General features: G+C 69.5%; 19 protein-coding genes, 1 tRNA gene and 7 pseudogenes. 13 read left to right on the top strand and 14 right to left on the bottom strand.

Annotated features, from left to right (window positions below; translation table 11 throughout):
• Positions 1-22: 22 nt before the first annotated feature.
• Positions 23-1017, top strand: a pseudogene (locus GA0070606_RS28990) (glycosyltransferase family 2 protein); the annotation flags it as partial.
• Positions 1018-1282: 265 nt separating this feature from the next.
• Complete coding sequence (locus GA0070606_RS28985) at positions 1283-1990, top strand: VOC family protein (RefSeq protein WP_091106382.1); 708 nt, start codon at positions 1283-1285, stop codon at positions 1988-1990.
• 856 nt (positions 1991-2846) lie between these two features.
• Here the strand turns inward: GA0070606_RS28985 and GA0070606_RS33595 are convergent.
• A pseudogene (locus tag GA0070606_RS33595) lies at positions 2847-3395 on the bottom strand (GNAT family N-acetyltransferase); the annotation flags it as partial.
• Positions 3396-3442: 47 nt separating this feature from the next.
• Between GA0070606_RS33595 and GA0070606_RS28970 the strand changes: the two are divergent.
• On the top strand, positions 3443-4030 hold the full coding sequence (locus tag GA0070606_RS28970) for a TetR/AcrR family transcriptional regulator (RefSeq protein WP_091106379.1): 588 nt from the start codon (positions 3443-3445) through the stop codon (positions 4028-4030).
• Between the two features lie 108 nt (positions 4031-4138).
• Positions 4139-4669 carry a hypothetical protein gene (locus GA0070606_RS28965; protein WP_141721874.1) on the top strand — a complete coding sequence of 177 codons (531 nt, stop codon included), beginning with the start codon at positions 4139-4141 and terminating at the stop codon, positions 4667-4669.
• Positions 4670-4977: 308 nt separating this feature from the next.
• On the opposite strand, the gene GA0070606_RS28960 is transcribed toward GA0070606_RS28965, so the two are convergent.
• Positions 4978-5604 (bottom strand): ATP-binding protein, encoded by a 627-nt coding sequence (locus GA0070606_RS28960; RefSeq protein WP_091106377.1) that lies wholly within the window; start codon positions 5602-5604, stop codon positions 4978-4980.
• A gap of 493 nt (positions 5605-6097) precedes the next feature.
• On the opposite strand from GA0070606_RS28960, the gene GA0070606_RS28955 reads away from it, so the two are divergent.
• Complete coding sequence (locus tag GA0070606_RS28955; protein WP_091106376.1) at positions 6098-6973, top strand: alpha/beta fold hydrolase; 876 nt, start codon at positions 6098-6100, stop codon at positions 6971-6973.
• Between the two features lie 103 nt (positions 6974-7076).
• Here GA0070606_RS28955 and GA0070606_RS28950 read toward each other — a convergent pair whose 3' ends face one another.
• On the bottom strand, positions 7077-7811 hold the full coding sequence (locus tag GA0070606_RS28950) for a VOC family protein (protein WP_091106375.1): 735 nt from the start codon (positions 7809-7811) through the stop codon (positions 7077-7079).
• A 284-nt stretch (positions 7812-8095) separates the two neighbouring features.
• Positions 8096-9805 (bottom strand): glycoside hydrolase family 3 protein, encoded by a 1710-nt coding sequence (locus GA0070606_RS28945; RefSeq protein ID WP_176737465.1) that lies wholly within the window; start codon positions 9803-9805, stop codon positions 8096-8098.
• A 27-nt stretch (positions 9806-9832) separates the two neighbouring features.
• Between GA0070606_RS28945 and GA0070606_RS34085 the strand changes: the two are divergent.
• The 6 genes and pseudogenes from GA0070606_RS34085 to GA0070606_RS28925 all read left to right on the top strand — a co-directional run.
• Positions 9833-10324, top strand: a pseudogene (locus GA0070606_RS34085) (DUF2254 family protein); the annotation flags it as partial.
• Positions 10258-10596, top strand: a pseudogene (locus GA0070606_RS34080) (DUF2254 family protein); the annotation flags it as partial. The pseudogenes GA0070606_RS34085 and GA0070606_RS34080, both read left to right, overlap by 67 nt.
• A gap of 352 nt (positions 10597-10948) precedes the next feature.
• Entirely contained in the window at positions 10949-11089 is a 141-nt protein-coding gene (locus GA0070606_RS33590; protein ID WP_245724857.1) for a hypothetical protein, read from the top strand.
• Positions 11086-11535: a hypothetical protein gene (locus tag GA0070606_RS32985; RefSeq protein WP_218106084.1), complete on the top strand. Its 450-nt coding sequence runs from the start codon at positions 11086-11088 to the stop codon at positions 11533-11535. Before GA0070606_RS33590 ends, GA0070606_RS32985 begins: the two co-directional genes overlap by 4 nt.
• Positions 11536-12089: 554 nt before the next feature.
• Positions 12090-12452, top strand: coding sequence for a hypothetical protein (locus tag GA0070606_RS28930; RefSeq protein ID WP_091106373.1), 363 nt, complete (start codon positions 12090-12092; stop codon positions 12450-12452).
• Between the two features lie 161 nt (positions 12453-12613).
• A complete protein-coding gene (locus GA0070606_RS28925; RefSeq protein WP_091094740.1) occupies positions 12614-13900 on the top strand; it encodes an IS256 family transposase in 1287 nt (428 codons plus the stop codon).
• A 409-nt stretch (positions 13901-14309) separates the two neighbouring features.
• Here the strand turns inward: GA0070606_RS28925 and GA0070606_RS28920 are convergent.
• Positions 14310-15230: pseudogene (locus GA0070606_RS28920) on the bottom strand (IS3 family transposase); the annotation flags it as partial.
• Positions 15231-15300: 70 nt separating this feature from the next.
• A pseudogene (locus GA0070606_RS34075) lies at positions 15301-15513 on the bottom strand (transposase); the annotation flags it as partial.
• Between the two features lie 315 nt (positions 15514-15828).
• Here GA0070606_RS34075 and GA0070606_RS28915 point away from each other — a divergent pair.
• Complete coding sequence (locus GA0070606_RS28915; protein ID WP_176737464.1) at positions 15829-17229, top strand: pentapeptide repeat-containing protein; 1401 nt, start codon at positions 15829-15831, stop codon at positions 17227-17229.
• On the opposite strand, the gene GA0070606_RS33795 is transcribed toward GA0070606_RS28915, so the two are convergent.
• Positions 17212-17337 carry a hypothetical protein gene (locus GA0070606_RS33795; protein ID WP_281191030.1) on the bottom strand — a complete coding sequence of 42 codons (126 nt, stop codon included), beginning with the start codon at positions 17335-17337 and terminating at the stop codon, positions 17212-17214. The genes GA0070606_RS28915 and GA0070606_RS33795 overlap by 18 nt on opposite strands.
• Before the next feature lie 51 nt (positions 17338-17388).
• Complete coding sequence (locus GA0070606_RS28910; RefSeq protein ID WP_091106370.1) at positions 17389-18678, bottom strand: IS256 family transposase; 1290 nt, start codon at positions 18676-18678, stop codon at positions 17389-17391.
• A gap of 3 nt (positions 18679-18681) precedes the next feature.
• Between GA0070606_RS28910 and GA0070606_RS28905 the strand changes: the two are divergent.
• A pseudogene (locus GA0070606_RS28905) lies at positions 18682-19903 on the top strand (tyrosine-type recombinase/integrase).
• An 84-nt stretch (positions 19904-19987) separates the two neighbouring features.
• Here the strand turns inward: GA0070606_RS28905 and GA0070606_RS28900 are convergent.
• From GA0070606_RS28900 to GA0070606_RS28875, 6 genes are all read right to left on the bottom strand, one after another.
• Positions 19988-20061: transfer RNA gene (locus GA0070606_RS28900), tRNA-Pro, on the bottom strand.
• 196 nt (positions 20062-20257) lie between these two features.
• Positions 20258-21661 carry a ribosome biogenesis GTPase Der gene (gene der / locus GA0070606_RS28895; protein WP_091106369.1) on the bottom strand — a complete coding sequence of 468 codons (1404 nt, stop codon included), beginning with the start codon at positions 21659-21661 and terminating at the stop codon, positions 20258-20260.
• On the bottom strand, positions 21658-22338 hold the full coding sequence (gene cmk, locus GA0070606_RS28890; RefSeq protein ID WP_091106368.1) for a (d)CMP kinase: 681 nt from the start codon (positions 22336-22338) through the stop codon (positions 21658-21660). The genes der and cmk overlap by 4 nt, the downstream gene beginning before the upstream one ends.
• A gap of 155 nt (positions 22339-22493) precedes the next feature.
• Positions 22494-23264: a pseudouridine synthase gene (locus tag GA0070606_RS28885; protein WP_091106367.1), complete on the bottom strand. Its 771-nt coding sequence runs from the start codon at positions 23262-23264 to the stop codon at positions 22494-22496.
• Positions 23251-24273: an SMC-Scp complex subunit ScpB gene (gene scpB, locus GA0070606_RS28880; RefSeq protein WP_091106366.1), complete on the bottom strand. Its 1023-nt coding sequence runs from the start codon at positions 24271-24273 to the stop codon at positions 23251-23253. The genes GA0070606_RS28885 and scpB overlap by 14 nt, the downstream gene beginning before the upstream one ends.
• A complete protein-coding gene (locus GA0070606_RS28875) occupies positions 24270-25484 on the bottom strand; it encodes a segregation and condensation protein A (RefSeq protein ID WP_091106365.1) in 1215 nt (404 codons plus the stop codon). Before GA0070606_RS28875 ends, scpB begins: the two co-directional genes overlap by 4 nt.
• Positions 25485-25515 lie beyond the last annotated feature (31 nt).

The following is a 25515-nucleotide window of genomic DNA, read 5'->3' as shown; positions in this document are numbered from 1 at the left end:
GCGTAGGCGCGGATCGGACGGGGTGAGCGAGGTGCTCCTCTCGCTGGTCGTGCCCTGCTTCAACGAGGAGGCGTCGGTCGAGCGGTTGCACGCGGCGGTGACCGCCGCCGTCGCGGAACTCTCCGACGTCGAGATCGAGGTGGTGTACGTCGACGACGGCAGCTCCGACGGCACCCTGGCGGCGCTGCGCCGGCTCGCCGCCACCGACCCCGCCGTGCGGTACACGTCGCTGAGCCGGAACTTCGGCAAGGAGGCGGCGATGCTGGCCGGCCTGGAACGGGCCACCGGGGAGGCGGTCGTCATCATGGACGCCGACCTCCAGCATCCACCCCGCCTGCTGCCCGACATGGTGGCCCTCTATCGGCAGGGTTTCGACCAGGTGGTCGCCCGCCGGGACCGGCGCGGCGACCGGCTCCTGCGGATGCTGGCGTCGCGCTCCTTCTACCGGCTCGTCAACTGGTGGGTCGACGTCCGGCTGCTCGACGGGGCCGGCGACTTCCGGTTGCTGTCCCGGCTCGCGGTGGACGCGGTGCTGGCGATGCCCGAGTACAACCGTTTCTCCAAGGGACTGTTCTCCTGGATCGGGTTCCGCACCGTGGTGGTCGCGCACCGCAACGAGACCCGGCAGGCGGGCCACAGCAGGTGGACGTTCGGCAAGCTCCTCAACTACGCGTTCGACGGGCTGCTGTCGTTCAACAACCGGCCGCTGCGCCTGGCGATCTACGGCGGGCTGTTCCTGACGCTGATCGCCGTGGTCTACATGGCCTGGGTGGTCGCGGACGCGGTCAGCAAGGGGATCGACGTTCCGGGCTACACCACCATCATCGTCAGCGTGATCGGCCTCGGGGGCGTCCAGATGACGATCCTGGGCGTCGTCGGGGAATACATCGGCCGGATCTACTACGAGACCAAGCGCCGGCCGCACTATCTCGTCCAGGAGACCGAGCATCTCGTCACGCAGACCGGGGAGGCGGCCCGCTCACCCGCCGGGCCGGCGGTGCGGACGGTCGAGCGCGGCCGGCAGGGCGTGGCGGCGCGCGAGGACCCGGCGCGGCGCCGGGCGCGCCGGGCCGCCGGCGGGCCCGTGGCCGACGGGCCCATGGGCGAGGGGCGGGAACGGTAGGAAGGTCGACCGGTTTCGCCCTCCTCGCGGCGGGTGCCACGGCCGCTGCTCGCGCCACCGAGGTCGGGCGCCCGGCGCGGCGCCCGACCTCCCGGAGGCGGTGGTGATGCCCGGGTTAATCGCGTTGTTGCCGTGCCGGCCCGTGCCTACTGTGAGGCGATGATCTCGCAGCTGCTGACGGTGACCTTCGACGCCCGCGACCCGGTCCGCCTCGCGCGGTTCTGGGCCGCCATGCTGCATCGGGAGGTCGTCGAGGACGCCGGCGGTGTGCTCCTGCCCGGCGAGGAGGGCCAGCTCGGCCTCCGGTTCGTCCCGGGCGCCGCGGAGGGGGTGGGGCCCCACCGCCGCATGCACCTCCACCTGACCAGTGCCAGCCAGGCCGACCAGCGGCACACTGTGGAGTCGGCGCTGGGCCTCGGCGCCGGCCATCTCGACGTCGGGCAGCGCCCCGAGGAGGGGCACGTCGTCCTGGCCGACCCCGAGGGCAACGAGTTCTGCGTGATCGAGCCGGGCAACGCGTTCCTCGCCGGGTGCGGGCTCCTCGGCGAACTCGCCTGCGACGGCACCCGGGAGGTGGGTCTCTTCTGGGGTGCGGTGCTGGGCTGGCCGCTGGTGTGGGACCAGGACCAGCAGACCGCGATCCAGTCACCGCACGGCGGCACGAAGGTCGCGTGGGGCGGCCCGCCGCTGGCACCGAAGGAGGTGCGGAACCCGCAGCGTCTCGACCTCGCCTCGCCCGATGTCGACCGGCAGACGGAGGTCGACCGGCTGGTCTCCCTCGGGGCGACGCTGCTCGACGCCGGCGCGGGCGACACCGTCGTGCTGGCCGATCCCGACGGCAACGAGTTCTGCCTGCGGGCGAGCTGACCTCGCTTCCGGTGGCCCTCTGGCCCTGACCTGTTCCGCGCTGGTAGGTGACCTGGAAGGTGCGGCCCGGACCGGCCTTCACCGACGCCGGCTTCCAGGTCCGGCCGCCGTCCGGTGAGATCCACATCTTCACGCCGGCGAGCTTCGTCGTGACGCCGGCCCCGGACTGCGCGCCGACCGTGATCCGGTGCCGGGCGGCAGGGGCGGTGTTGTCCTCCGACAGGCCGAGCCGGTAGCTCGGCATGATCATCGGCTCCCACGCTGGTCGGCTCGGCGGGCAGCGTGTGCCGCATCGCCCTGCTGACGGAGCGGCTGGGGCGACGACCCGGTTCGAGGCCGGCGTCGTGGCCGTCCGCCGCGGCTGGCTCTGATCTCAGCCGGCCCCGCTCCCCCGCCGGGCGGGCTCGACGGCGGGCTCGTCGTCCCAGGCCAGCGCGCTCATCCTCCAGCCGGCCGGGGTCTTGACGAACTGCGTCGTCTTGACGCCCCGGCCCTCGAACCACTCGCCGTCGAGACAGCCGGACTTGCGGTACTCGCTCAGCCGGTGGGCGATCGAGCCGTGGATCTCGGTGGTCTCCGACTCCTCCCACTCCCGGAACTCGGTCAGCGTCCCGTCGGTGAGGATCTTCACGCGTGGCTCGACGAACTGGCGCAGGTCGTGGACGACGGGGCTTCCGCCGACGTTCTTGATGATCGTCCCCTCGGGGATGAACACCTCGTAGATCGCCTCGACGTCGGGTCTGCTGCCGCCCGGGTTGGCGAACGCACCCAGGAAGGTGGCCATCAGAGCGTCGATCTCGGCCTTCGCATCACCGGCGGTCGTGCTCCCCGACGCCGAAGCGGCTCGGCCGGCCGGCCGGCGGGCCCGCCACTCGTCGGCCAGCACCGACCAGATCTCGAGGTCGATCCGGCCGCCCCCGGCCTCCGGATAGACCTGACGCAGCGTCCCGTCCCGGCTCATGCCCAGCCGCCGCGCGACCGCGATGCTGCGCTCGTTGCGCGACTTGGTGCGCCACTCGACGCGGGCGATGCCGCGCTCCTCGACGGCCCAGTCGATGACCCGTTCCGCGGCGCGCGTGATCAGCCCGCGGCCCTGCGCGCCGGGCTCCAGCCAGCAGCCCGCTTCGCAGACGCCCAGCGCCGTGTCGAAGGAGACGAACATGACGCCCCCGACCAGCACGTCGTCGAGCCAGATGCCCCAGATGCCGCCGCCGTCCTGGGCCCGCTTGTCCGCGAATCGCCGCAGGACCGCGCGAGCCTCGCCGACGTCCCGGGCGACGAACGAGGGCGACACCCACGGCGCGATGTGCTCGCGCGCCCGGTCCAGGTGGGCGAGGAACTCCTCGGCCTGCCACGTCTCCAGCGGGCGCAGCACGGCCGATTCGGCGAGGGGCAACGCGAACATCACGACCTCCGTACATAACAAACGTTTGGCATGTACGCTAGCAGACCATGAGCCCCGCACGTACCGACCACGACTCCCGCCGCCAGGACGTCTCCGAGGCCGTCTGGCAGGTCCTGGCCGAGCACGGCTTCGGCGGCCTCACCATGCGCGCCGTGGCGGCGGCCCTGGGATCGTCCACCGGGCTGGTCACCCACTACTTCGCCGGCAAGCGCGAACTGATCGCGCACGCCCTGGACATCCTCGAGGTCCGCACCGCGCAACGCCCCCGCCGGGCCGCTCCCGCTCCCGGACTCGCGGCGCTGCGCACGCAGATCCTCAACATCCTCCCGCTGACTCCCGACGCCGCCGCGATGAACCGCATCTGGGTCGGCTCCTGGGACGTCGCCCTGTCCGACCCGGAGCTGTTCGCCGCCCAGACCCTCCGCTACGAACGCATCCGGGCGGGCCTGCGCACCTGCATCGAGGACGCCCAACGGCTGGGCGAGCTGCCCGACGGCGACCCGGCCGCGCTCGCGACGACGGTCCTGTCGTTCACCCACGGGCTGGTGGTTCAGGCGCTCTTCGATCCCGAGCGGCTGCCGGCCGCGACGCAGACCCGGCTCGTCGACGACTTCCTCGCAGCGCTCACCGGCTGAGCCTCGGCGATTCGCAGCCGACCTCACACCGCCGAGCGAGCGACCGGACTTGCGGCACACGAACTGATCGTGGGGCAACGCCACGGCGAACGAACGCGTATAAAGGGCATGGATCGCAAGGTGCGATTCATCGCTCCAGAATGGACGCTCCTTTTGAAGACCCTCACCCATCGCCTGCGTCACAAGCTGAACCGGACCTTCAAGCGCGGCGCGGTCCTGCTCGCGGCCACCATGGTCACGGTGTTCGCCCTGCCGCCCGCAGCCATGGCGGAAGGCAACTACTACAAGACCTGCGCGTCCGACAACGCGAGTTGCCAGACCGGTGTGGTGGTCGGGCTACCGCAGGGCGAATGCATGACGACGAGCCTCGCTTACGCGTACACGCAGATCTGCATCGACTACTACGGCGACCACGTCTACGTCAGGGATGGCAAGGCCGACGGCTACGCTGCGATGGGCTTCGTCAGCTCTTCCAACGGCGTCGGCAGCCGCTATTGCCGGAACAACCACGGCTACGGCACCTGGGCCAAGTGCAACTTCGACTGGGCCGAGGCAGGCAGGCACGCCACGTCCGCGGGATACCTGGAACAGTTCTACGTCATGCATCTCGATTACCTCTGGACCTGGTACGACAAGTAACTGCCAGGCAGCCCCCGGGTCGGCTCGGCCAACGCCACCGCCGGCTCGCCGGCTGCGACATCGGTCGGCCCCTCCTCGGACCGTGACGAACTCGGCGAGGAAGCCTCCCGTTCACGAATCTCGCAGCGACACGACGGATTCGGCAGGAGGCTTCCTCGACATGTGTGACCGGGCGAGGGGCCCTGACCGAGGGGCAGTAGGAGCACCGCGACGGTGGGTTGCGGTTCCCCGCTCGCAGACTCTCGATCGTGGCCTGACAGGCCCCGATCAGGCTCGTCCTGCCCCTCGTAGGTGCGGGCGCGGTGGAGTCATCGGTAACGGTTCACGATCGGGTCGCCCTCGTGCCGGAAGTCGACGAGGGTGACCTGCCCGGGCCCGGCTGGGTCGTTGCAGTGCGGGCCGTGCAGGTCCAGCGATGTCAGGTCCCCGGCCATGGCGTGGCCCTGCCCGAAATAGGCATCGTCCAGTTCGAAGGACACGCGTGTCCCTGCTCCTGCCGGTGGGTCGATGACCTGGGGAACCGCGACCGGACGTAGGCCGGCCAGTTCCTGGCGGAGGCCGCGCCCGTCCCGCCACACCTCGACCACGGTGCGCGAACTCACGGCGCCCGCCGCGGCGCTGACCCACCGGCCGGCACCGAGGAGCGAGCCGTGGTAGCCCGGGCGGGCGGAGCCGAGCGGGTCAAGGGCATCAGCTCGGTCGTCGCTCACCACGAAGGCGAGGTCGCCGATTATCTCCGCCCTGACCTGCGGGGTGTGCGCCGCAGCGACCCGAGCAGCCGGGTGGAGCCCGTGCGCCAGCACGGCACACAGAACGTGCGTGGCCAGGTCAGGGTCACCGCGTTCAGCCCCGAAGTACATGACGGGTCGGGTCCGTACGGACTCGTCGAACTCGACGACCTGGATCCCGGCCGCGCTGTACCCCTGCACCGTCACAGCAGCAGGCTACTGCCCAGCTTGGTCTGCTGGCCGTTCGTGGGATGTCTCGCCGGCGCCGCCGTCGCGTTGGGCGGACACCGGCCGCCACAGCCCAGCTGACGCTGCCCAGACCGTGCACGGCTGTCGCGCCGACAGCGGCGACGGCACAGGGCCAGGCGCTCGGCGCAGGCGGCCATGACCGCACGACCCGTCGCGGCCGACCCGGTGGACGCTGACCGGGCCGACGCACGGGGCACGCTGACCGGGGCGACGCAAGGCTCGATCCGCGGCGGTTCCGGACACCGGTGTCGAAACGGTCCGACGCATCGGTCCGGGTCCGGCACGATGGGCTGGTGAGTGGGCGCGGCGGCGCTCGCGCCACTGCCCGGCGCACCAGCGGTCGCGACCGCCGTCGTGGCGACCGCCACGGCGATCGCCGGCATGGCGCTCGTCGATCTCATAGCCCACAGCGGCGGGTGACCGCCGTCAGGGGGAACCAGAGGAGGACACCATGCAGGCCGTCCAGAGGGTCCGCCACCGCCAGGCCGACGTCGGCGGCCTGGACGTGTTCTTCCGCGAGGCCGGGCGCCCCGGCCAGCCGACGGTACTGCTGCTGCACGGGTTCCCCAGCTCGTCGCACACGTTCCGCGAGACCATGCCCACGCTCGCCGACGTCGCGCACGTCATCGCGCCCGACCTTCCCGGCTTCGGCATGTCCTCGTCGCCCACCGTCGGCGACTACGACTACACGTTCGAGAACCTCTCACGGACGATCGAGGGTCTCCTCGACCAGCTCGGGGTCGAGCGCTTCTTCGTCTACCTGCACGACTTCGGCGCACCGGTGGGATACCACCTGGCCACCCGCGCGCCGACCCGCATCCGCGGCCTCATCGTCCAGAGCGGCAACGCGCACGACGACGGCCTCGGCGAGCAGTGGGACAGCGCCAGGGCGTACTGGGCCGACCCGACCGACGAGAAGCGCGCCGAACTGCCGGACTGGCTGAACTTCGCCGGCACCCGCGACCAGTACCTCGCCGGGCTGCCGGATCGCCTGCGCACCCTGCACGCCCCCGAGTCGTGGCACCTCGACTGGGAACGCATGAGCCGGCCCGGCAACATCGACGCGCAGTTCGCGCTGTTCACCGACTACGCCAACCACGTCGCCCGCTTCGACGAGCTCGCCGAATACCATCGCGCCCACCAGCCGCCGGCGCTCGTGCTGTGGGGACGGCACGACCCGTACTTCGACGTCGACGAGGTTCTCGCCTACCACCGCGCCCTCGATCGCATGGACGCACACATCTACGACGGCGGCCATCTCCTGCTGGAGACGCACGCGGCCGAGTGCGCCGAACTCATGCGGACGTTCGTGCTCGACAACGCGTGAGCCGACTCCACCGCCGCACGCGGACGGCGTCGGATCGGCTCTCACCCCGGACAGCGTGACCAGCGGGCTCGTGGCCGTCGTGAGCGGACGACGAGGCTTTGGGTCAGGCCGGGGTGAGGAGGCAGAACTCGTTGCCCTCCGGGTCAGCCATGACCCGCCACGGGACATCGTGGTCCAGGTCGACGGAGGCGGCGCCGAGAGTCCGCAGCCTGGCAGCCTCGACCTCCAGGTCGTCACCGGGGTACGGACGGACGTCGAGATGGACACGGTTCCACACGGTCTTCGGCTCCGACGCGCGGACGAACCGCAGATACGGGCCGACGCCCCTGGCCGAGCGCAGCACCGCCTCGTGGTCGGTCACCCGGTGCACGGTCCAGTCCGTGGCCCTGCCCCAGAATTCGGCCATGGCTCGCGGATCCACGCAGTCGACCACCACCGCGGCGATCGGTCCGATGTCCCGGTGCTCCGGTCGGGGGTCGAGCACACAGAACTCGTTGCCCTCCGGGTCGGCCATGACGGTCCACGGCACGTCACCCTGGCCCACGTCGGCGGGCGTCGCGCCGAGTTCGGTCAGGCGCGCGACCACCTCCGCCTGATGCGCCGCCGAGGTGGTCGCGAGGTCGACGTGCACCCGGTTCTTCACCGTCTTGGGTTCCGGGGAGACGATGAGGTCGACGCAGACGGCGACAGGGTCGGGGTAGACGAAGCCCTCAGGTTCGAGGTTGGTCACGCCCGGGCCCTCGCTGGAGAGTTCCCAGCCGAGCGCCTTCGCCCAGAAACCGCCCAGCGCGGAGTCATCCCGAGCCTTCATGTTGATCTGCACCAGCCGGGTCGCCACGCCGACGATACTAACGGCAGTCCGGCACATCAAGATCAGTCGCCTCGGCCTCGACCTCGGTGCCCAGCTCGTCCGGACACCTGCCAGGGGCGGGCACAGAGAACCTCCTGTGCAGGGCCTACAAGACCACGACCGGAATTCTCCAAGCTGCCGGGGGGAACCTCAGCTTGGTCGCTACCCGATCTACCGGAGACCTCAACCTCTGTCGTCACCGTCACGCCGGGCCCCGCCGCACCGCCCGGAAGCCCTACGAAACAGGGGCTAGCACAGGACCGCGTCCGGCGTCACCGCTCCGGCTGACCGGCGAACGCCGACCCTCCTGGGGCAGTTGCCTGGGCTCCGTCACCGAAACCCATGCCCGATCCGTACCGGTAGAGGACCTGCGTACCGTCCGGCGTACGGATGGTGACCGGCAGGCGGCCGATCGGCTCGGTGCCGACCAGGGTGTTCGCCAGGGCAGCGAGGGAGACGTCGCGGTAGCCGTACGCCGCGAGGTAGGTGGGGGCCGACGGGAAGTAGGCGATGTCGTAGGGACCTCCGACGGCGACCGTCACCACTTTCACCTTCGCGGCGAGCAGCGCCTTGACCAGGTTCTGCTGGGTCACGTCGCCCCAGGCGTTGTTGGTGAGCACCACGGTGACGTCGCTCGCGCCGGCCGCCGCCACCACCTGTTGGATGGTCTGCTGGTCGGGCGATCCGGTCCACATCGGGGTGGCGACCAGGCCCTTGGCGGACAGCTTGTCGGCCAGGGACGGGACCGAATTGAAGCCCCAGCCGGTGACCAGCACATGTTGGCCGGAGTTCGCCGGCAGCGGCAGCACGCCGGCCTGGTTGCGGAGCAGGGTGATCGAGCGGTGCGCGGCGTCGGCCATGATCTGCTGCTCGCGCGGGGTGCCCACCGTCGAGTCGACCGCCTCGCTGGTCGTGAACGGGTCGTCGAACAGCCCCAGTTCGGCCTTCATACGCAGGATCCGGTACACGGACTGGTCGATACGGTGCCGGCTGATGGTGCCTTCGCGTACGGCGTCGAGCACGGTGGCGATGGCGGCCGGCGGATCCGCCGGCAGGAGCAACTCGTCGTTGCCGGCGTTGATGGCGCCGAGAATCACCTGGTCCTGCGGGATGTCCTTGAGCGCGTCCGCGCGCAGCGCGTCGGTGACGATCACGCCGTCGTAGTGCAGCGTGTCGCGAAGCAGCCCGGTGATGATGGGCTTGGACAGGACGGCGGGGGTCCTGGTGGGATCCAGGGCGGGAACGATCACCGCGGTCGGCATGATGGACTTCACCCCAGCGTCGATCGCTGCCCGGAACGGGGGGATGTCGGTCCGCAGGATCTCTTCGCGGGTTTCGGTGACGACTGCCACCCCGGTGTCCGGGTTGGCCTCCGCGCTGCCCAGGCCGGGGAAGTGCTTGGCCGTGGCGGCCACCCCGTTGTGCTGGTATCCGCGGACGGCGGCCGCTCCGAACGCGGAGACGGTTTCGGTCCGGTCGCTGAACGCACGTGTCCCGTCGGCCGTGTTACGGGGGTTGGTGTTGACGTCCACCACCGGGGCGTGGTCCATGTTGATACCCATCGCCCGCAGCTGCCTGCCGGTCGAGGCGGCCGTCGAGTACGACACGTCACGGTCGAACGTCGCGCCGATCGCCATGTTGCCCGGCGACACCGCCGAGGGCGGTGGGATCCGGGAGACGGAGCCGCCCTCCTGGTCGGTGCTGATCTGCACCGGCACGCCGTGGTCGGCCAACGCCGCCTTCTGCAGCCCGTTGGAGAGCAGCGCGACCTGCTGCGGGTGGCCCAGGTTGTTGGTGGCGTTGAAGTAGATGATGCCGCCGGGGTGAAACTTCGCCAGCAGTTCCGCGCCGTTGCGGACGTCGCTGCCGTAGAGGGCTTGGTTGGCCGCCACATCGGTGGGATTCGTGGTGGTGGCGGTGTCGCCGTTCACTTGCAGGACGAACATCTGGCCGACCTTCTCCGCCAGGGTCAGGTCAGCCATGATCGCTCGGATGCGCCGGTCGACTGAATGGTCCCTGTCCGGGCCCTCGTCGGCCCGGTACGCGAGTCTATCCGGGAGCGCGCCCACCCCGGCCGATCCGCCCACGGAGAGAACGAGGCCGCCCAGTGCGACGAGCACGGCGGGAACCCGCAGGACGGCTCCGGTTGTCCGACGGAACATGCCGTTCTCCTCCAGCGATCAGGGACCCCGGCTCTCGGCGTCCACCTCCTCGGACCCTGCCCGACCGGAAATGAATGTGGGGTTTTGTCGCTTTCGAATCACTCAGTAGTGGCAGCATCACCGGCTGATGGAGCGACCGCCTGCCGGTTCTGGTCGAAGGCGAGCCCGAGACTCCCGCCCGGACCGCCGGTCCAGGTCGTCCCCGCCGACAGCAGCGGCATGATCACCGACATCGACGTCGAACGGCTGGCCCGCACCGCTACCCGCCACCACTGCCTCGTCGTCGTACGGCCTTCCCCAGGCGACTTCGTCACCGCCGGTCAACCACTGCTGGAGGTCCACCCGTCCCCGGCGCCACACCGCAGCCACTGCGGCCTCGCACCGCGGCTGAGACTTTCAGCATCGGCCCGGAACGCACCCCCGGCCAGGACACCGGCTTCGGGGTCCGGCAACTGGGCGATACCGCCGAACGCGCGCTGTCCCCCGGCGTCAACGACCTCACCACGGCCGTACGCGCCATCCAGGAACTCCGCGACCTGCTCCGCCGAATCGCCACACGACCCGACCGATCCACCGCCGTCACAGACAAGCACGGGCAGCTACGTGCCATCGCGCGACGCCAGTCTTCGACCGCTTCCTCGGCGTCGCCATCGACGGTGTCACCCACGCCGGATGCGACCAACCCAGGATCACGCACCTCCTCGACCGGATCCTCACCGACCTCGCCAGCATCGCGATCGACGACCATTTGCCCGCCATCAACCGGTGTCGCAGGCTGCCCCGCTCCGACGAGACACCATCCCGCAGGAGCCAGTAGCCACGTCGGTCTCAGCACAAGCAATAGGCCGTCGACCAGGGCATATGCTCCGGTCAACGGCCTATTGTTGTTGTCGGGACGGCCGGATTCGAACCGGCGACCCCTTGCCCCCAGGCAACCGACAGGGCTCGCTGACCTGCCTCGCCATGACTGCCGAACTGCGGAAGCGGTCCACGAAGGTCCATGGACGTCCACCGCCGCTCGCGCCCGTCGTCACCCAGTTGGTCACCCACCTCTCCTGGACGGACGGTCGGATCAATCCCAGGGAGGAGGGATACGGCGCGTGAACGCTGAGATCATGCTACGCGTGCGGGACGAGAACCTGGTGGGCCTGTGGGACAGCGGCCCGTACGACTACGGGTCGATGGAGTCGAGTTGGCTTTGCCTTCGGGGTGACGGCACCGGTTGGACCGCATGGGCCAACGCCGCCGGCGGTGCCTCGGTAAGTCAACTCACCTGGAGTTGCCCTCACCAGGGCACGGTTGAACTGCGATACAGATGGACGGCGTCGGGCAGCGGTTCCCCTGGTACGCCGCCCGTCCTCGTCGAGATCGATGAGGACGGCCCGGACCATACGCTGGTCCGCACACGCTTCGCGGTCCGCATCGACACACCGCCGTCGGGCGAGTCGCCGGTCACCAGCTTGCATCTAGACGAAAGCATCGAGTTCTCTCACCGCTTCGCGCTCCTGGCTCGGGAAGTCGATCCCACCGATCCCCTGACCATCCGATAGTGAGACGTTGAAGCGGAACCGAGTTCCCCGGCACATCCACCAGCGGTATCGGCGGCTGACGCCTGCTTATGGCCACGCGAACGCTGTCGTCGTTGGCCGCTGGTTGATGACGCTTGACAGTGTCTTGTGCCCCCTGTGTGCCCCAAGGCCCTGCGGGCCAGGCAGGAAATGTGGGCGCACCTGGTCTTGCATTGAGTAACTAGTATCCTCAACCTGCGCTCCGGTAGCTGGTCGACACATCAGTCTGGCTCGACACGGCAAAGCATCGAGACGGCCAGAGGCTCATCGTGCCGATTCGCGAGGAATGCTCAAGACCTGTGGATTAGCCGGGAAAGGCGTACCTTCCCGGTGATCGATTCGTGTAGGTCTCGAGCAAGGCCGACGTTGGCGCGTCGGTCGGGAAGGCACGCCCGGTGGTGACAGTAGTCGCCGAGGACGGGCAGCGACGCGATGGCGTCTCGCTGCTGGATTATTGTTCGGGAGGGTGCGCGGCGGATGCTGGCTGCGCGGTTTACCAACGGACGCCTGGTCGAACGTGAGGAGCTCGTCGCCTGATGGACGCCCCCCAACCGATGACCGACGAGGAACTCGCCGAGATCGAGGAGCTTGCCGACGCAGCGACTCCGGGCCCCTGGCACGTGCGTCAACTCGACGATGACTTCGCCATGGGCCTGGTCGCTATCAGCACGAACCCGGACACCGGGCTCGCTGAACGCTGGCCGAACTTCGACCATCACGAGTTGGTGGCCGCCACCCTCGTCCAGCACCCCCGCTACGTCGATATCGCGGATGAACGATGGGACGAGAACGCCCAGTTCATCGCCACCGCCCGCCGCAACGTCCCACGCTTGATCGCTGAGATCCGAAGGCTCCGCCACCTACTCGCGGCCAACGGGCACAAGACCACCGGGGACTGACGGGCCTCACCTGTCCACAGGTATTGACGATTCCCCCCGATTCGCCTGCTCCACCATCAGAAGCGTCTTCGGCTAATCGTCCCAGAGCTGGGGGTCTGTGGATCTAACGGTGTTTCCGGCCTGACCCACCGGGCGTTGTGCCTGGTGAGGAGGGTGCCGTGATGACCGCGACACTGAACGACGTGACCGGACGGAAGAAGCGGCCTGAGCCGTCTGCGGAGGAGCAGGCCGCTGCCGAGCTCGTTCGGGCGGCCAAGGAACAGGGCCTGTCGTTGACCGGGCCGGACGGTCTGTTGAAGCAGTTGACCAAGACGGTCCTGGAGACCGCGTTGAACGAGGAGATGACCGAGCATCTCGGCTACGCCAAGCACGATGCGGCCGGTGCGGGGTCGGGCAACATCCGTAACGGCAGCCGGCCGAAGACGGTGCTGACCGACACCAGCGGGCCGGTGCAGATCAACGTGCCACGGGACCGGGCCGGCACGTTCGATCCTCAGATCGTCCGCAAGCGGCAGCGGCGCCTGTCGGGGGTCGACGAGGTGGTGTTGTCGTTGTATGCCAAGGGATTGACGACCGGGGAGATCTCGGCGCACTTCGCTGAGATCTATGGAGCGTCGGTGTCGAAGGAGACGATCTCCCGGATCACCGACAAGGTCATCGAGGAGATGACCGACTGGTCCCACCGGCCCTTGGACGCCATTTACGCGGCGGTGTTCATCGACGCCATCGTGGTCAAGGTTAGGGACGGGCAGGTGGCGAACCGGCCGTTCTACGCCGCGATCGGCGTCTCTCTCGACGGCGAGAAGGACATCCTCGGGCTGTGGGCCGGCACAGGTGGTGAGGGCGCGAAGTTCTGGATGAGTGTACTGACCGACCTGCGCAACCGCGGCGTCAAGGACGTGTTCTTCCTCGTCTGCGACGGGCTGAAAGGGCTGCCCGAGGTGGTCACGAACGTGTGGCCGCAGACGGTGGTGCAGACGTGCGTGATTCATCTGATCCGCAACACGTTCCGGTTGACCTCCCGCAAGTACTGGGACGAGTTGAAGCGTGACATCAAGCCGATCTACACCGCGGTCAACGCCACCGCCGCCAGGGCGGCGTTCGACGACCTGGCCGACAAGTGGGGCGGCCGGTATCCGGCGGTGATCCGGTTGTGGGACAACGCCTGGACGGAGTTCATTCCGTTCCTCGACTACGACGTCGAGATCCGCACGGTGATCTGCTCGACCAACGCGATCGAGTCCCTCAACGCCCGCTACCGGCGAGCGATCAAGGCCCGCGGCCACTTCCCGAACGAGCAGGCCGCGTTGAAGTGTCTGTACCTGGTGACCCGGTCCCTGGACCCCACCGGAGCAGGCAGAGCCCGATGGACGATGCGCTGGAAACCCGCGTTGAACGCCTTCGCCATCACCTTCAGCGACCGCTTCCCAGCCGCTGAAACCTACTAACCAAGATCGCCGGAAACACCGTTGGCGAGACAGCCCCAGAGCTGGCCGCTGAGGAGTTTGAGCGCAACCGGCCTCGCGTTGAGGCGCTGTCTCCGCCAGCGTCGCGGAGCGTGTCCGGCAGTTGAAGAACGACCTCAACGAGTACGGCGGAAACCAGCGAGAGCAATGGCTTGAGGAGATGAGCCATCGCTTGCCTCTCCTCTCGTCACTCTCTCTCAGGAACTTCACCGAGATTGCGGAGTTGCTGAACCACCCGGCGCCCGTAAAGCCGAGTAGTCGCCACCAAGCCTCGGTGAGACAGGCAGCGTTGGCAAAAAGGGGCCCCGTCTCATCTGGCCAAAAACAGCGTCGCTGATGCTCTTCCTATTGAGAGCGTCTGAAGGCGGGCGACGTCTACGTGAAGTGACCCCTATCGGCCGGACACCTCGGTATCTGTCAGGGACTGGTGGTGGATCTTCTCGTAGGTGTCAGGGCTGACGTTACCCAGACGGCTATGCCGGCGGCGAGGGTTGTAGAAGCCCTCGATGTAGGAGAAGACCTCCATCTCCAGCTCGTGTCGTGACGGCCAGGCCCGGGTGTAGACCAGCTCGGTCTTGAGGGTGGCGAAGAACGTCTCGGCCATGGCGTTGTCGTAGCAGTCGGCGACCGAGCCCATTGAGGCCAGGACGCCGCAGGAACGCAGGGTCCGGCCGAACTCGAACGACGTGTACTGCGTCCCGCGGTCCGAGTGGTGGATGACCTGGTCTCGGGCGGGTCGGCGGTGCTGGATGGCCATGCCGACCGCGTCGAGGATCAGTTCGGTGCGCAGATGATCGGCCATCGCCCAACCCACGACTCGACGGGAGTAGGCGTCAACCACGACGGCGAGGTAGAGGAACCCTTCCCAGGTGCGCAGGTAGGAGATGTCAGCGACCCACAAACGGTTCGGGGCGGTCGCGGTGAGCTGGCGCCCGACTAGGTCCGGCGCTGTCGCAGTGGACGCGGCCTCGCGACGGGGTTTCCCGCGCCGCCGGCGGTGGGCGCCTTCGATACCGGCCAGGCGCATCAGCCTTGCCACCGCCTTGCGGTTCCAGCGGTAGCCGCGTTCGTGCAACTCGGCGGTGAGCCGCCTGGCGCCGTAGACGCCGCGGTGCTCTGACCACGCCTGCTGGGTGATCTCGACGCGCCGCTGGTCGTGGCGTTCCCGCTCGGCAGCGCGGTGGCGTCCCTGCCGAGGCCAGTCGTAGAAGGCGCTGTGGCCCACGCCGAGGAGGCGGCAGAGCAGACGGACCGGGTAGGTGGCCTTCTCCGCGTCGATGAACCGATACACGTCGGTCCGGTTCACCGCTCCGTCTCGCGTGCGAAGAAGACCGCGGCTTTTTCAGGATCTCCTTCTCCAGCTCCAGCTGGGCGACCTGCCGCCGCAACCGGATCAGCTCGGCCCGCTCGTCAGCGGCCAGGTCGCTGGACCGGCCGCCGTCGCGTTCCTGCCGCAGCTGCGCGACCCAGTTGCGCAGCGTCTCGTGGTTGACGCCCAACTCTCGGCCCACGTCGCGGATCGTGCGACCGGAGTCGAGCACCAGAGCCGCGGCTTGGCGGCGGAACTCCTCGGGGTACTTGCTATGTCGAGCCACAGCGGTTTCCTCCTCCTCGGCCAGGATGCCAAGTCAGGAGGTGTCCGGTCTCAGGGGGGTCACTTCAGGCTCCGTCGAGATGTTTGTCGGACACGTAGTAGCCACTCCTCGCTGCCGACCCGCCGGCCGCGACGATCCGGTCCCGCGCACAGCCGGTTCGTCGCTGCCTGGGTGGCCAACAAATCCGGCTACGCCGGAGCCATCGGCTGGTACGCCCTGGGGCCCCTTGCCGTAGTGACCCATTATGGTCGGGTGGCGAGAGATGTCTGGCCGACGCGTCGGGTGTTAGCAGTATCCGCGCTTGCCGTACTGACGGTGCTGATCCTGGTCGGTTACGTGCTCATGGTGCTGCGCGCGCCCGCGGTGCTGCTGCCGCCCGAGGCCACGTCCCCAGCACTGGGGCCGTCAACGGCGCCGTTGAGCCCAGCGGAGAAGCTGACCGCGGCCCACAACGCTCGGTTGCTGGCCATCTCCTTTGGCGGCGCCCTGGTCGTGCTTGTCGGTCTGCTCTACACCGCCCGCAGCTACCGACTGGCCCACCGCGGTCAGGTCACCGACCGGTTCACCAAGGCTCTCGAACGGCTCGGATCTGACGAACTGTACATCCGCATCGGTGGTATCCACGCGCTCGAACACGTCTTGCGGGACTCGGCCGACCATCACGCGGACATCATCGAAGTGCTCGTAGCGTTCATTCGTCACCGTGCCCCCCGCGTCCGTGGCGACGTGGACTCTTCGATCTATCCGCGGCCACTTCCGCTTGCCGAACCCGAGGCAGACGTGCAAGCAGCACTCACTGCTCTAGGCCACCGCCCTCGCCGCCGCGAGCGCAACCCCATCAACCTGGCAACCCTGCACCTGCGAGGCTCGAAACTGAGTGGAGCGGATCTCAGGGGCGCAGACCTGACTGAGGCGGATCTCCGGGCTGCGGATTTACACAACGTGAATCTCCAGGACTCGTGCCTGCTTATGGCGAACCTTCGGGAGGCGAACCTGAGCGGGGTGGATCTGCGAAACGCGAACCTGGTGGAGGCGGATCTCCAGAACGTCCACCTGGCTAAGGCGAACCTTCGGAAGGCGCGCCTGCGCGGGGTGGATCTTCGGAACGCGAATCTGGTGGAGGCGGACCTCAGGGACGCCCACCTGGTTGGAGCGGATCTCCGGGACGCGAAGCTGCCTGGAGCGAACCTTCGGAACGCGAATCTGCGCAGGGTGGATCTCCGGCGCACTGACCTGGTTGGAGCGGATCTCAGGGGCGGAAACCTGCTCGTGGCGGATTTCAGGGACGCGAATCTGCGCGGGGCGGACCTCCGGCGCACGGGCCTGGCTGGGGCGGACTTCCAGAACGCGAACATGACCGAGGCGGATCTTCGGTATGCGTACTTGATGGAGTCGAATCTCCGGGCTGCGGGTCTGGCTCTGGCCAAGCTCCGGGGCGCAAACCTGCGTAAGGCGGATTTCAGGGACGCGAATCTGCGTAAGGCGGATCTCCGGCGCACGAACCTGCATATGGCGGATTTCCGGTGCGCGAACATGAGCGGGGCTAACCTATGGGCTGCTAACTTGGATTGGGTGAATCTGCGAGAGGCCGACGTACAGGGGACAGGTCCCCTAATTGCGGCTCTCGCGGCGCGTCAGAATGCCGCTGGTGGCGACACGTCGGGGCATGGGCTTCCCCCCAGGGCCTCGGCAAAGTCGTCAGGTGATGCCGAGTAGTGCAAGGGGGCGTGTGCTGTCGCGGGCGTGGTGGCGGTTGGCGGCGGCGATATTGGTGATGCCGGCGGTGCGCAGGGCACCGATCGCGGCGTTGCGTAGGGCGGCCATGGCCTGAGGGCGGGTCTGTCAAACGAACGGTGTGACTCGGGTTGTTGACGGCTACTTGCGGCCTGCGGACAGGCGTCCTTCGAAGGCGATGTCGAAGGCGTTCAGGGCGGGCTTCCAGCGCATGGTCCACCGTCGGCGGCCCTGCCCGGTCGGGTCGAGGCTCATCACGGCGAGGTAGACGCATTTGAGCGCGGCGGCCTCGTTCGGGAAGTGCCCACGGGCGCGGACGGCGCGGCGGATGCGGGCGTTGACGCTCTCGATGGCGTTGGTGGAGCACACGACGGTGCGGATCTCGGCGTCGAAGGCCAGGAACGGCACGAACTCCGCCCACGCCTGCTGCCACAACCGGACGATCGCTGGATACTTGCCGCCCCACGCCTCGGTGAACTCGGCGAAGCGAGCCCTGGTGGCGGCTTCGGTCGGCGCGGTGTAGACGGGCTTGAGAGCTTTGGCGATGGCGTCCCAGTGCTGCCGGCCGGCATACCGGAACGACGCCCGCAGCAGATGAATCACGCAGGTCTGCACCACCGCTTCCGGCCACACCTCGCCGATCGCATCAGGCAGCCCTTTGAGCCCGTCACAGACCACCATGCACGCATCCTGAACGCCGCGGTTCTTCAGCTCGGTGAGGACCTGAAGCCAGAACTTCGCGCCCTCGCCGCCGTCGCCGGCCCACAGACCGAGGATGTCCCGCGTCCCCTCGACGGTGACGGCCAGGGCCAGGTAGATGGGCCGGTTGGCGACCTTCCCGTCGCGGATCTTCACGTGCACCGCGTCGAGGAAGATCACCGGATAGACCGGGTCCAGGGGCCGGTTCTGCCACTCGGTCATCCCCTCGACGACCTTGTCCGTGATCGTCGAGATCGTCTGCCGCGACACCTCGGCGCCATACACCTCAGCCAGGTGAGTCTGGATCTCCCCGGTGGTCAGGCCCTTGGCCGACAGGGAGATCACCGTGTCATCCACGCCGGACAGTCGGCGCTGCCGCTTCTTGACGATCTGCGGGGCAAAGCTGCCATCGCGATCCCGCGGCACCTCAATCTCGACCGGGCCGACGTCGGTGAGCACCGTCTTGGCCCGCACACCGTTGCGGGAGTTCCCGCTGTTCTTGCCCGCCGGGTCGCCCTTGTCATAGCCCAGGTGATCGGTGATCTCGGATTCCAGAACCCGCTTCGTCAGCTGCTGCAGCAGACCATCGTCGCCGGTCAACTGAAGACCCGCCGCACGGGCCTGCTCCACCAGCTGGGCGACCAGCTCCGCGTCGACACCCTCCGCCGGTTGCCCCGGCACGTTCCTCGCCACAGCGGCAGTATCCACGGCGATCGTCGATCCATCAGACATCAGATGCTGCTCCTTGATCAGGAGTTACACCGTTCGTCTTACAGTCCCTCGGTGCATCTCGCCTCCGATGTGGAATGCCGCCCAGGTCGAGATCGCCCCTACCGGGCACGCGTCCGATGGGTCGACCCGACGACGAAGCGCCGGCTGTCAAAGTCCACGACAGCCGCCACTCACGAGGAGGCTCAAGCGTGGATCGATGGGATGGTCAGTGCGGCGCAAGGTGGCGTCGACCCGGTCGCCGCGACAAAGCGACTGGCCGAGTACGGCGATAGCGTGATGACGCTGGCGCTACGTGGTCTGGAGCGGAAGACGCTAGATCCATACCTCGCGGGCTGGCGGAAGCGGGTGGTGCCTGCCCTCGGTCACATCCCCGTACGAATGATCACGAACGGTGCCGGTCACCGGGCCGTGCACGGCTGGATTGCCGACGAGTGCAGCCGTTCCACGGTCAAGAACAGCCTGGCCGTGCTGGCCAGAGTTATGGAGCAGGCCGTGCGAGACGGCATCAACCCGCGCAATCCCGCACAGGTGACCGGTTGGCAGCGCGAATACCGGCGGGCAGAGGACGAGTTGGACGACCCGCGCACGCTCGCCCTGCCCAACTGGGAATCGCTGACCACGCTCGCCGCCGCGCTGGTGGAACGGTCCGCGAACGCCTTTCCCGGATGGGGAGACGTGGTCATCTTCGCCGCCTGCACAGCGGCCAGAATCGGCGAGGTTTCCGGCGTCCGCGCCGAGGAAATCGACCGGAAGTCGTGGATGTGGACGGTACGTCGACAGACCACGCCGAGCCCTGGCGGCCTGGTCGACAAGGGCACCAAGGGAAAGCGCGCACGCGTGGTTCCGCTGGTCGAGGAAGTGCGGCCGATCGTCGCCCGCCGCCTGGACTCGGTCGCCGAGCCGCACTCCCGACTGTTCACCGGGCCGCGTTGGGGCGGATCAGCACTGCCGTACTGCGGGACGCGACGCACTGGGATGAGGTGGTGACGAAGCTGGGCTACGAACATCTACGCCGGCACGACCTGCGGCACACCGGGTTGACCTGGATGGCCGATGCGGGGGTTCCGGTGCACGTACTGCGAAGATCGCCGGGCATGGGTCGCTCAGCACGACACAGCGGTACCTGCACCCCGACCGGCAGTCGATCACCGATGCGGGAACGGCGCTCAGCGCCCACCTGAAGGCTCGCCGGTCCCCAGATGGTCCCCAGCTACGCGCCGTCTAGATCAGCAAATCCCTACTACCCCAGTACGAGTTAGAGGCCGTTGGCCAGGGCGTATGCCCCGGTCGACGGCCTCTTTTCGTGCTGTCGGGACGGCCGGATTCGAACCGACGACCCCTTGACCCCCAGTCAAGTGCGCTACCAAGCTGCGCCACGTCCCGATGCTCCCGTGGGTTCTCCCCGCAGCAGCCGGTACAGCTTAGCGCAGGATCATCCCGTCCTCCGCATCGGCCCCTCCCGTACCGCCGGCGCGTCGACCACCCCACTACCCGTACGGCATCCTAGGAGGATAGGTGGGGCGAGGGGCCGAAAAAGCCGGGTGGGAGCGTGCTCCCACCCGGCATCGTCGGGCCAGGGTCAGCCGTGCGCCTTGCCTCGGCCGCCGGGGCCGAGCTTCTTGCGGGGGCGTACCGAAATCTCGATCGGACTGCCCTCGAAGCCGAACTCCTCGCGCAGCTTGCGCTCGACGAAGCGCTGGTAGCCGGCGTCCAGCGGGCCGGTGGTGAAGAGCACGAAGCGCGGCGGGGCCACGCCCGCCTGGGTGGCGAAGAGGATCTTCGGCGCCCGGCCGCCGCGCACCGGGTGCGGGGTGGCCTGCACCAGCGCGGTCAGCCACGAGTTGAGCTGTGCGGTCGGCACCCGGGTCTCCCAGCTCGCCAGGGCCTTGCGCAGCGCCGGCGCGAGCTTGTCGACCGCCCGGCCGGTGCGCGCCGACAGGTTGAGCCGGATCGCCCACGGGATGCGGCGCAGCTCGCGCTCGATCTCCTTGTCCAGGTAGTACCGACGGTCGGCGTCGACCAGGTCCCACTTGTTGAAGGCGATCACCAGCGCCCGGCCGGCCTCGGTGACCATGGACAGGATCCGCTGGTCCTGCTCGCTGATGACCTCGCTGGAGTCCAGCAGGACCACGGCGACCTCGGCGGCCTCGATCGCCGAGGCGGTGCGCAGGCTGGCGTAGTACTCGGTGCCGCTGGCCTTGCCGACGCGCTTGCGCAGGCCCGCCGTGTCGACGAGCTGCCAGGTCTCCCCGCCGATCTCCACCAGGCTGTCGACCGGGTCGACGGTGGTGCCGGCCACCGAGTCGACGACCGCCCGCTCCTCCCCCGAGAAGCGGTTGAGCAGGCTGGACTTGCCGACGTTCGGGCGGCCGACCAGGGCCACCCGGCGCGGCCCGCGCGGGCGGTTCTCGACGATCTTCGGCGCCTCCGGCAGCGCGTCCATGATGGCGTCGAGCAGCTCGCCCGAGCCGCGGCCGTGCAGCGCCGACACCGGATACGGCTCGCCGAGGCCGAGCGACCACAGCGAGGTGGCCTCCATCTCGATGGAGGTGTTGTCGGCCTTGTTCGCGACCAGGATCACCGGCTTGGCGCTGCGGCGCAGCATCCGCACCGCCGCCTCGTCCACATCGGTCGAGCCGACCATCGCGTCGACCACGAACAGCACCACGTCGGCGGTGGCTACCGCCGTCTCGGCCTGCGCCGCGATAGCGGCCGCCCGGTCCTTGGCGTCGGGCTCCCAACCGCCGGTGTCCACCACGGTGAACTGACGGCCGGCCCACTGGGCGTCGTACGGGACGCGGTCCCGGGTCACGCCGGGGATGTCCTCCACGACCGCCTGCCGGCGGCCGATCAGGCGGTTGACCAGGGTCGACTTGCCCACGTTGGGGCGGCCGACCACGGCCACGACCGGCTGCGGGCCGGTCGGTTCCTCGGTGTCGACGTCGGGTTCCCGCAGCTCCACCCAACCCTCGGCTTCGGTCATGCCACGCCCCGTTCGGTCAGCAGGGCGCGCAGCCGCTCGACGACCTCGTCGATGCCCAGCTCGGTGGTGTCCAGCACCACGGCGTCGGCGGCCTGGGTCAGCGGGTCGGCCTTGCGGGTCGAGTCGAGCCGGTCCCGCCGGGCCAGGTCGGCCGCGGTGGCCGCCACGTCGGTGGCGTCCTCGGCGCTGCGCCGGGCGGCCCGGGCCGCCTCGGAGGCGGTCAGGTAGACCTTGAGGTCGGCGTCCGGGGCCACCACGGACCCGATGTCGCGGCCCTCGACCACGATCCGGCCGGCGTTCGCGATCATCTCGCGCTGCCGGTTGACCAGCAGCGCGCGTACCGCCGGCACGGCGGCCACGGCGGACACCGCCCCGGTCACCTCCGGCCCGCGGATCTCGGCGTCGACGTTCACGCCGTCGGCGGTCACGCCGTACCCCTTCGGGTCGGTGCCGATGCGCAGGTCCACCTCGCCGGCGACCTTGGCCACCGACTCGGCGTCGGTCAGGTCGACGCCGGAGCGCAGCACGGCCCAGGTGATGGCCCGGTACATGGCGCCGGTGTCGAGGTAGCGGGCACCGAGGCCGACGGCGAGCCGCCGGGAGACGGTGGACTTACCCGAACCGGACGGCCCGTCCACAGCGACCACGCAGCGCCCGGCCCGTACGTTTTCCTCCACCGTTGTCCTCCTCAGCCCGTACCTCACGACACGCCCATCGCGTCCCGCGAGCGGTTGTCCAAACGTTCTCAATGATGCCCGGCGTCGCGCGGAGTCGCCGCCGGCCGCCGGGCCGCCACGGAGCCTACCGGCAGCCGTACCCCCGAACCGGGCGGTCAGTCACCCACGGCCTTGAACAGGGCGGCGACCTCCGCGTTGGTCAGCCGCCGGGTGCGCCCGGCGCGCAGGTCGCCCAGCCGGATGGGCCCGATGGCGGTACGCACCAGCCGGCTCACCGGGTGGCCGACCTCGGCGAGCAGCCGCCGGACGATGTGTTTGCGCCCCTCGTGCAGGCTCAGCTCCACCTGGGCGGTGCGTCCCAGCGTGTCCACCACCCGGAAGGAGTCCGCCTTCGCCGGGCCGTCCTCCAGCTCCACGCCGGCCGTCAGCTTCTTGCCCAGGTTGCGCGGGATCGGCCCGGACACCTCGCACAGGTAGGTCTTCTGCACCCCGTACGACGGGTGCATGAGCCGGTGCGCGAGGGTGCCGTCGTTGGTGAGCAGCAGCAGTCCCTCGCTGTCGGCGTCGAGCCGCCCGACGTGGTAGACCCGCTGCTCCACCCGGTTGCCGAGGAAGTCGGCGAGCGCGGTGCGCCCCTTCTCGTCGGCCATCGTGGAGACGACCCCGCGGGGCTTGTTCATGGCGAGGTAGACCAGGCGGGTGTCGGCGACGAGGCGCTCGCCGTCGACGTGGATGACGGCGGTGGCGGGGTCGACCTTGTCGCCGAGCTGGGCGACCCGGCCGTTCACGGTGACCCGGCGGCGGAAGATCAGGTCCTCGCAGGCGCGCCGGGAACCGACGCCGGCGGCGGCCAGCACCTTCTGGAGGCGCTCGGCCCCCTCGAAGGCGGGCGCGTCGGGGCGGGGGGTGCGGTCATCGCGTGGCATCGGCAAGCTCTTCTACGTCGTCGGGAAGGAACGGGGCCAGCGGCGGGAGGTCGTCGACGCTGTTCAGCCCGAGCTTCTCCAGGAACATCGTGGTGGTCCGGTAGAGGAACGCCCCGCTGTCCGGTTCGGTGCCGCACTCCTCCACCAGCCCGCGAGAGACCAGGGTACGGATCACCCCGTCGCAGTTGACACCCCGGATGGCGGAGATCCGCGACCGGGTGACGGGCTGCTTGTAGGCGATCACGGCGAGTGTCTCCAGCGCGGCCTGGGTCAGTCGCACGGACTGCCCGTCAAGCACGAACCGTTCCACGTAGGTCGCGTATTCCGGCCGGGTGTAGAGACGCCAGCCACCCGCGGCCCGGCGCAGCTCGAAACCGTGCCCGGCGGCGGTGTAGCCCGCGGCGATCTCGTCGAGCATCGGGCCGATCCGCTCGGCGGGCTGCTCCAGCACCTGCGCGAGGGTCAGCTCGCTGACCGGCTCGTCCACCACGAGCAGGATCGCCTCGAGCGCGCCGCGTAGCTCCGCGTCGTCCAGCTCCGGCGCGGGCTCGGGAGCCGGCGTCGCCCGCCGCCGGGCCCTCGACGCCTTCTCCGGTACGCCGCCACCCGCGCCCTCCCCCGCCGGCACCCCCGCCGGCACCCCCGCCGCAGGCCCGGCCGCCACGGACCCGGCCGCCGCCGGCCCTTCGGAGATGTCGGTAGCTTTCGGCCCCTCCAGGGGCGACAACTCGTCAAGATCTCCGGCACCACCCTCGGCGGCGCCGGCAGCGGTCTCGGGGACCGTGCCGGCGTCAGCCTCGGCGACGGCATCGGTGTCGGTGGCGGCATCGGTGTCGGTGACGGCATCGGTGTCGGTGACGGCGTCGGTGACGGTGACGGTGACGGCGTCGGTGACGGTGACGGTTTCGGTGACGGTTTCGGGGGTGGTGGCGGGCGTGGGACGTTGCCAGGGAGGCACCCAGGCGGCCGCCTGGTCGGCCAGGGAGTCCCGACGCTCGTCGCTGCTCATCCCGCTGTTCCTTCCTCGTTCCCGTCCGGTCCCCCCGCCGCCCCCGACGGCTCGGCCGAGGTACCGCCGGCGGCCGGAGCACCGCCGGCCGGATCCTCGGCAGGCGCCTCGGTCGTGGCGGGGTTCGATGCCGGCTCGGGCGGGGTGCCGGCGTACTCGTCGATGTGCAGGTCCGGGCCGCCGTCGGCGGGGCCGGTCCAGCGTACGGTCAACTCCTCCAGCGCCTGCTCCTGGACGAAGGCGACCAGCCCCTCCCGGTAGAGCTCCAGCAGGGCCAGGAACCGGGCCACCACCTCCAGGGTGACGTCGCAGTCGGCGCAGAGCAGCGAGAAGGTCGCCGTGCCGGCCCGGCGCAGCCGCTCGGTGAGGATCGCCGCGTGCTCGCGGACGCTGACCCGCACCATGTGCACGTGGGCGATGGAGACCTCGGGCGTCGGCTTCGGGGTCATCGCCTTGACGGCCAGCCTGAGCAGCCGCTCCGGGCCGATGCCGAGCACCAGGTCGGGCAGTGCCTCGGCGTACCGGGGCTCCAGGGTGACCGCGCGGGGATAGCGCCGGCCGCCGACCTCCTCCAGCGCGGCGATGTGCGCCGCCGCCTCCTTGTACGCCTTGTACTGCAGCAGCCGGGCGAAGAGCAGGTCCCGTGCCTCCAGCAGGGCGAGGTCCTCCTCGTCCTCGACCTCGGCGGCGGGCAGCAGCCGGGCCGCCTTCAGGTCGAGCAGGGTGGCGGCGATGAGCAGGAACTCGCTGGTCTCGTCGAGGTCCCACTGGTCGCCCATCGCCCGGATGTAGGCGATGAACTCGTCGGTGACCCGGTGCAGCGCCACCTCGGTGACGTCGAGCTTGTGCTTGCTGATGAGCTGGAGCAGCAGGTCGAACGGCCCGGTGAAGTTCGCCAGCCGCACGGTGAACCCACCGCCGGCCTCCGCCGCCTCCGACGCGTCCGCCGGATCGGCCGCACCCTCGGACGCGCCCGCCGCCCCGGACTCGCCCGCGACCGCCGAGTCCGTCGCCGCCGGATCAGTCGCGGTCGGATCGGCCGGCGCCTCCGCGTCAGCCGCGCCGGACGTGCCTGCGGATCCGGCCGGGGCCCCGGACACGCCCGCCGGGTCGGTCGGCGCGGCGGCGGGCCCGGCGGCCCGCACGGGCGGCTGCTCCGGCGTCGTCGGAGGATCGAGGGGGGGCGCGGTCACCGGAAGACCGTAGTCCACGCCCCGGCCGGTACGGCGCGAAGGTGCACCC

The organism is Micromonospora citrea, from assembly GCF_900090315.1.
Lineage (GTDB): Bacteria > Actinomycetota > Actinomycetes > Mycobacteriales > Micromonosporaceae > Micromonospora > Micromonospora citrea.
The sequence above is the reverse complement of the archived record's forward strand: the minus strand, read 5'-3'. Positions and strand labels throughout refer to the sequence as shown.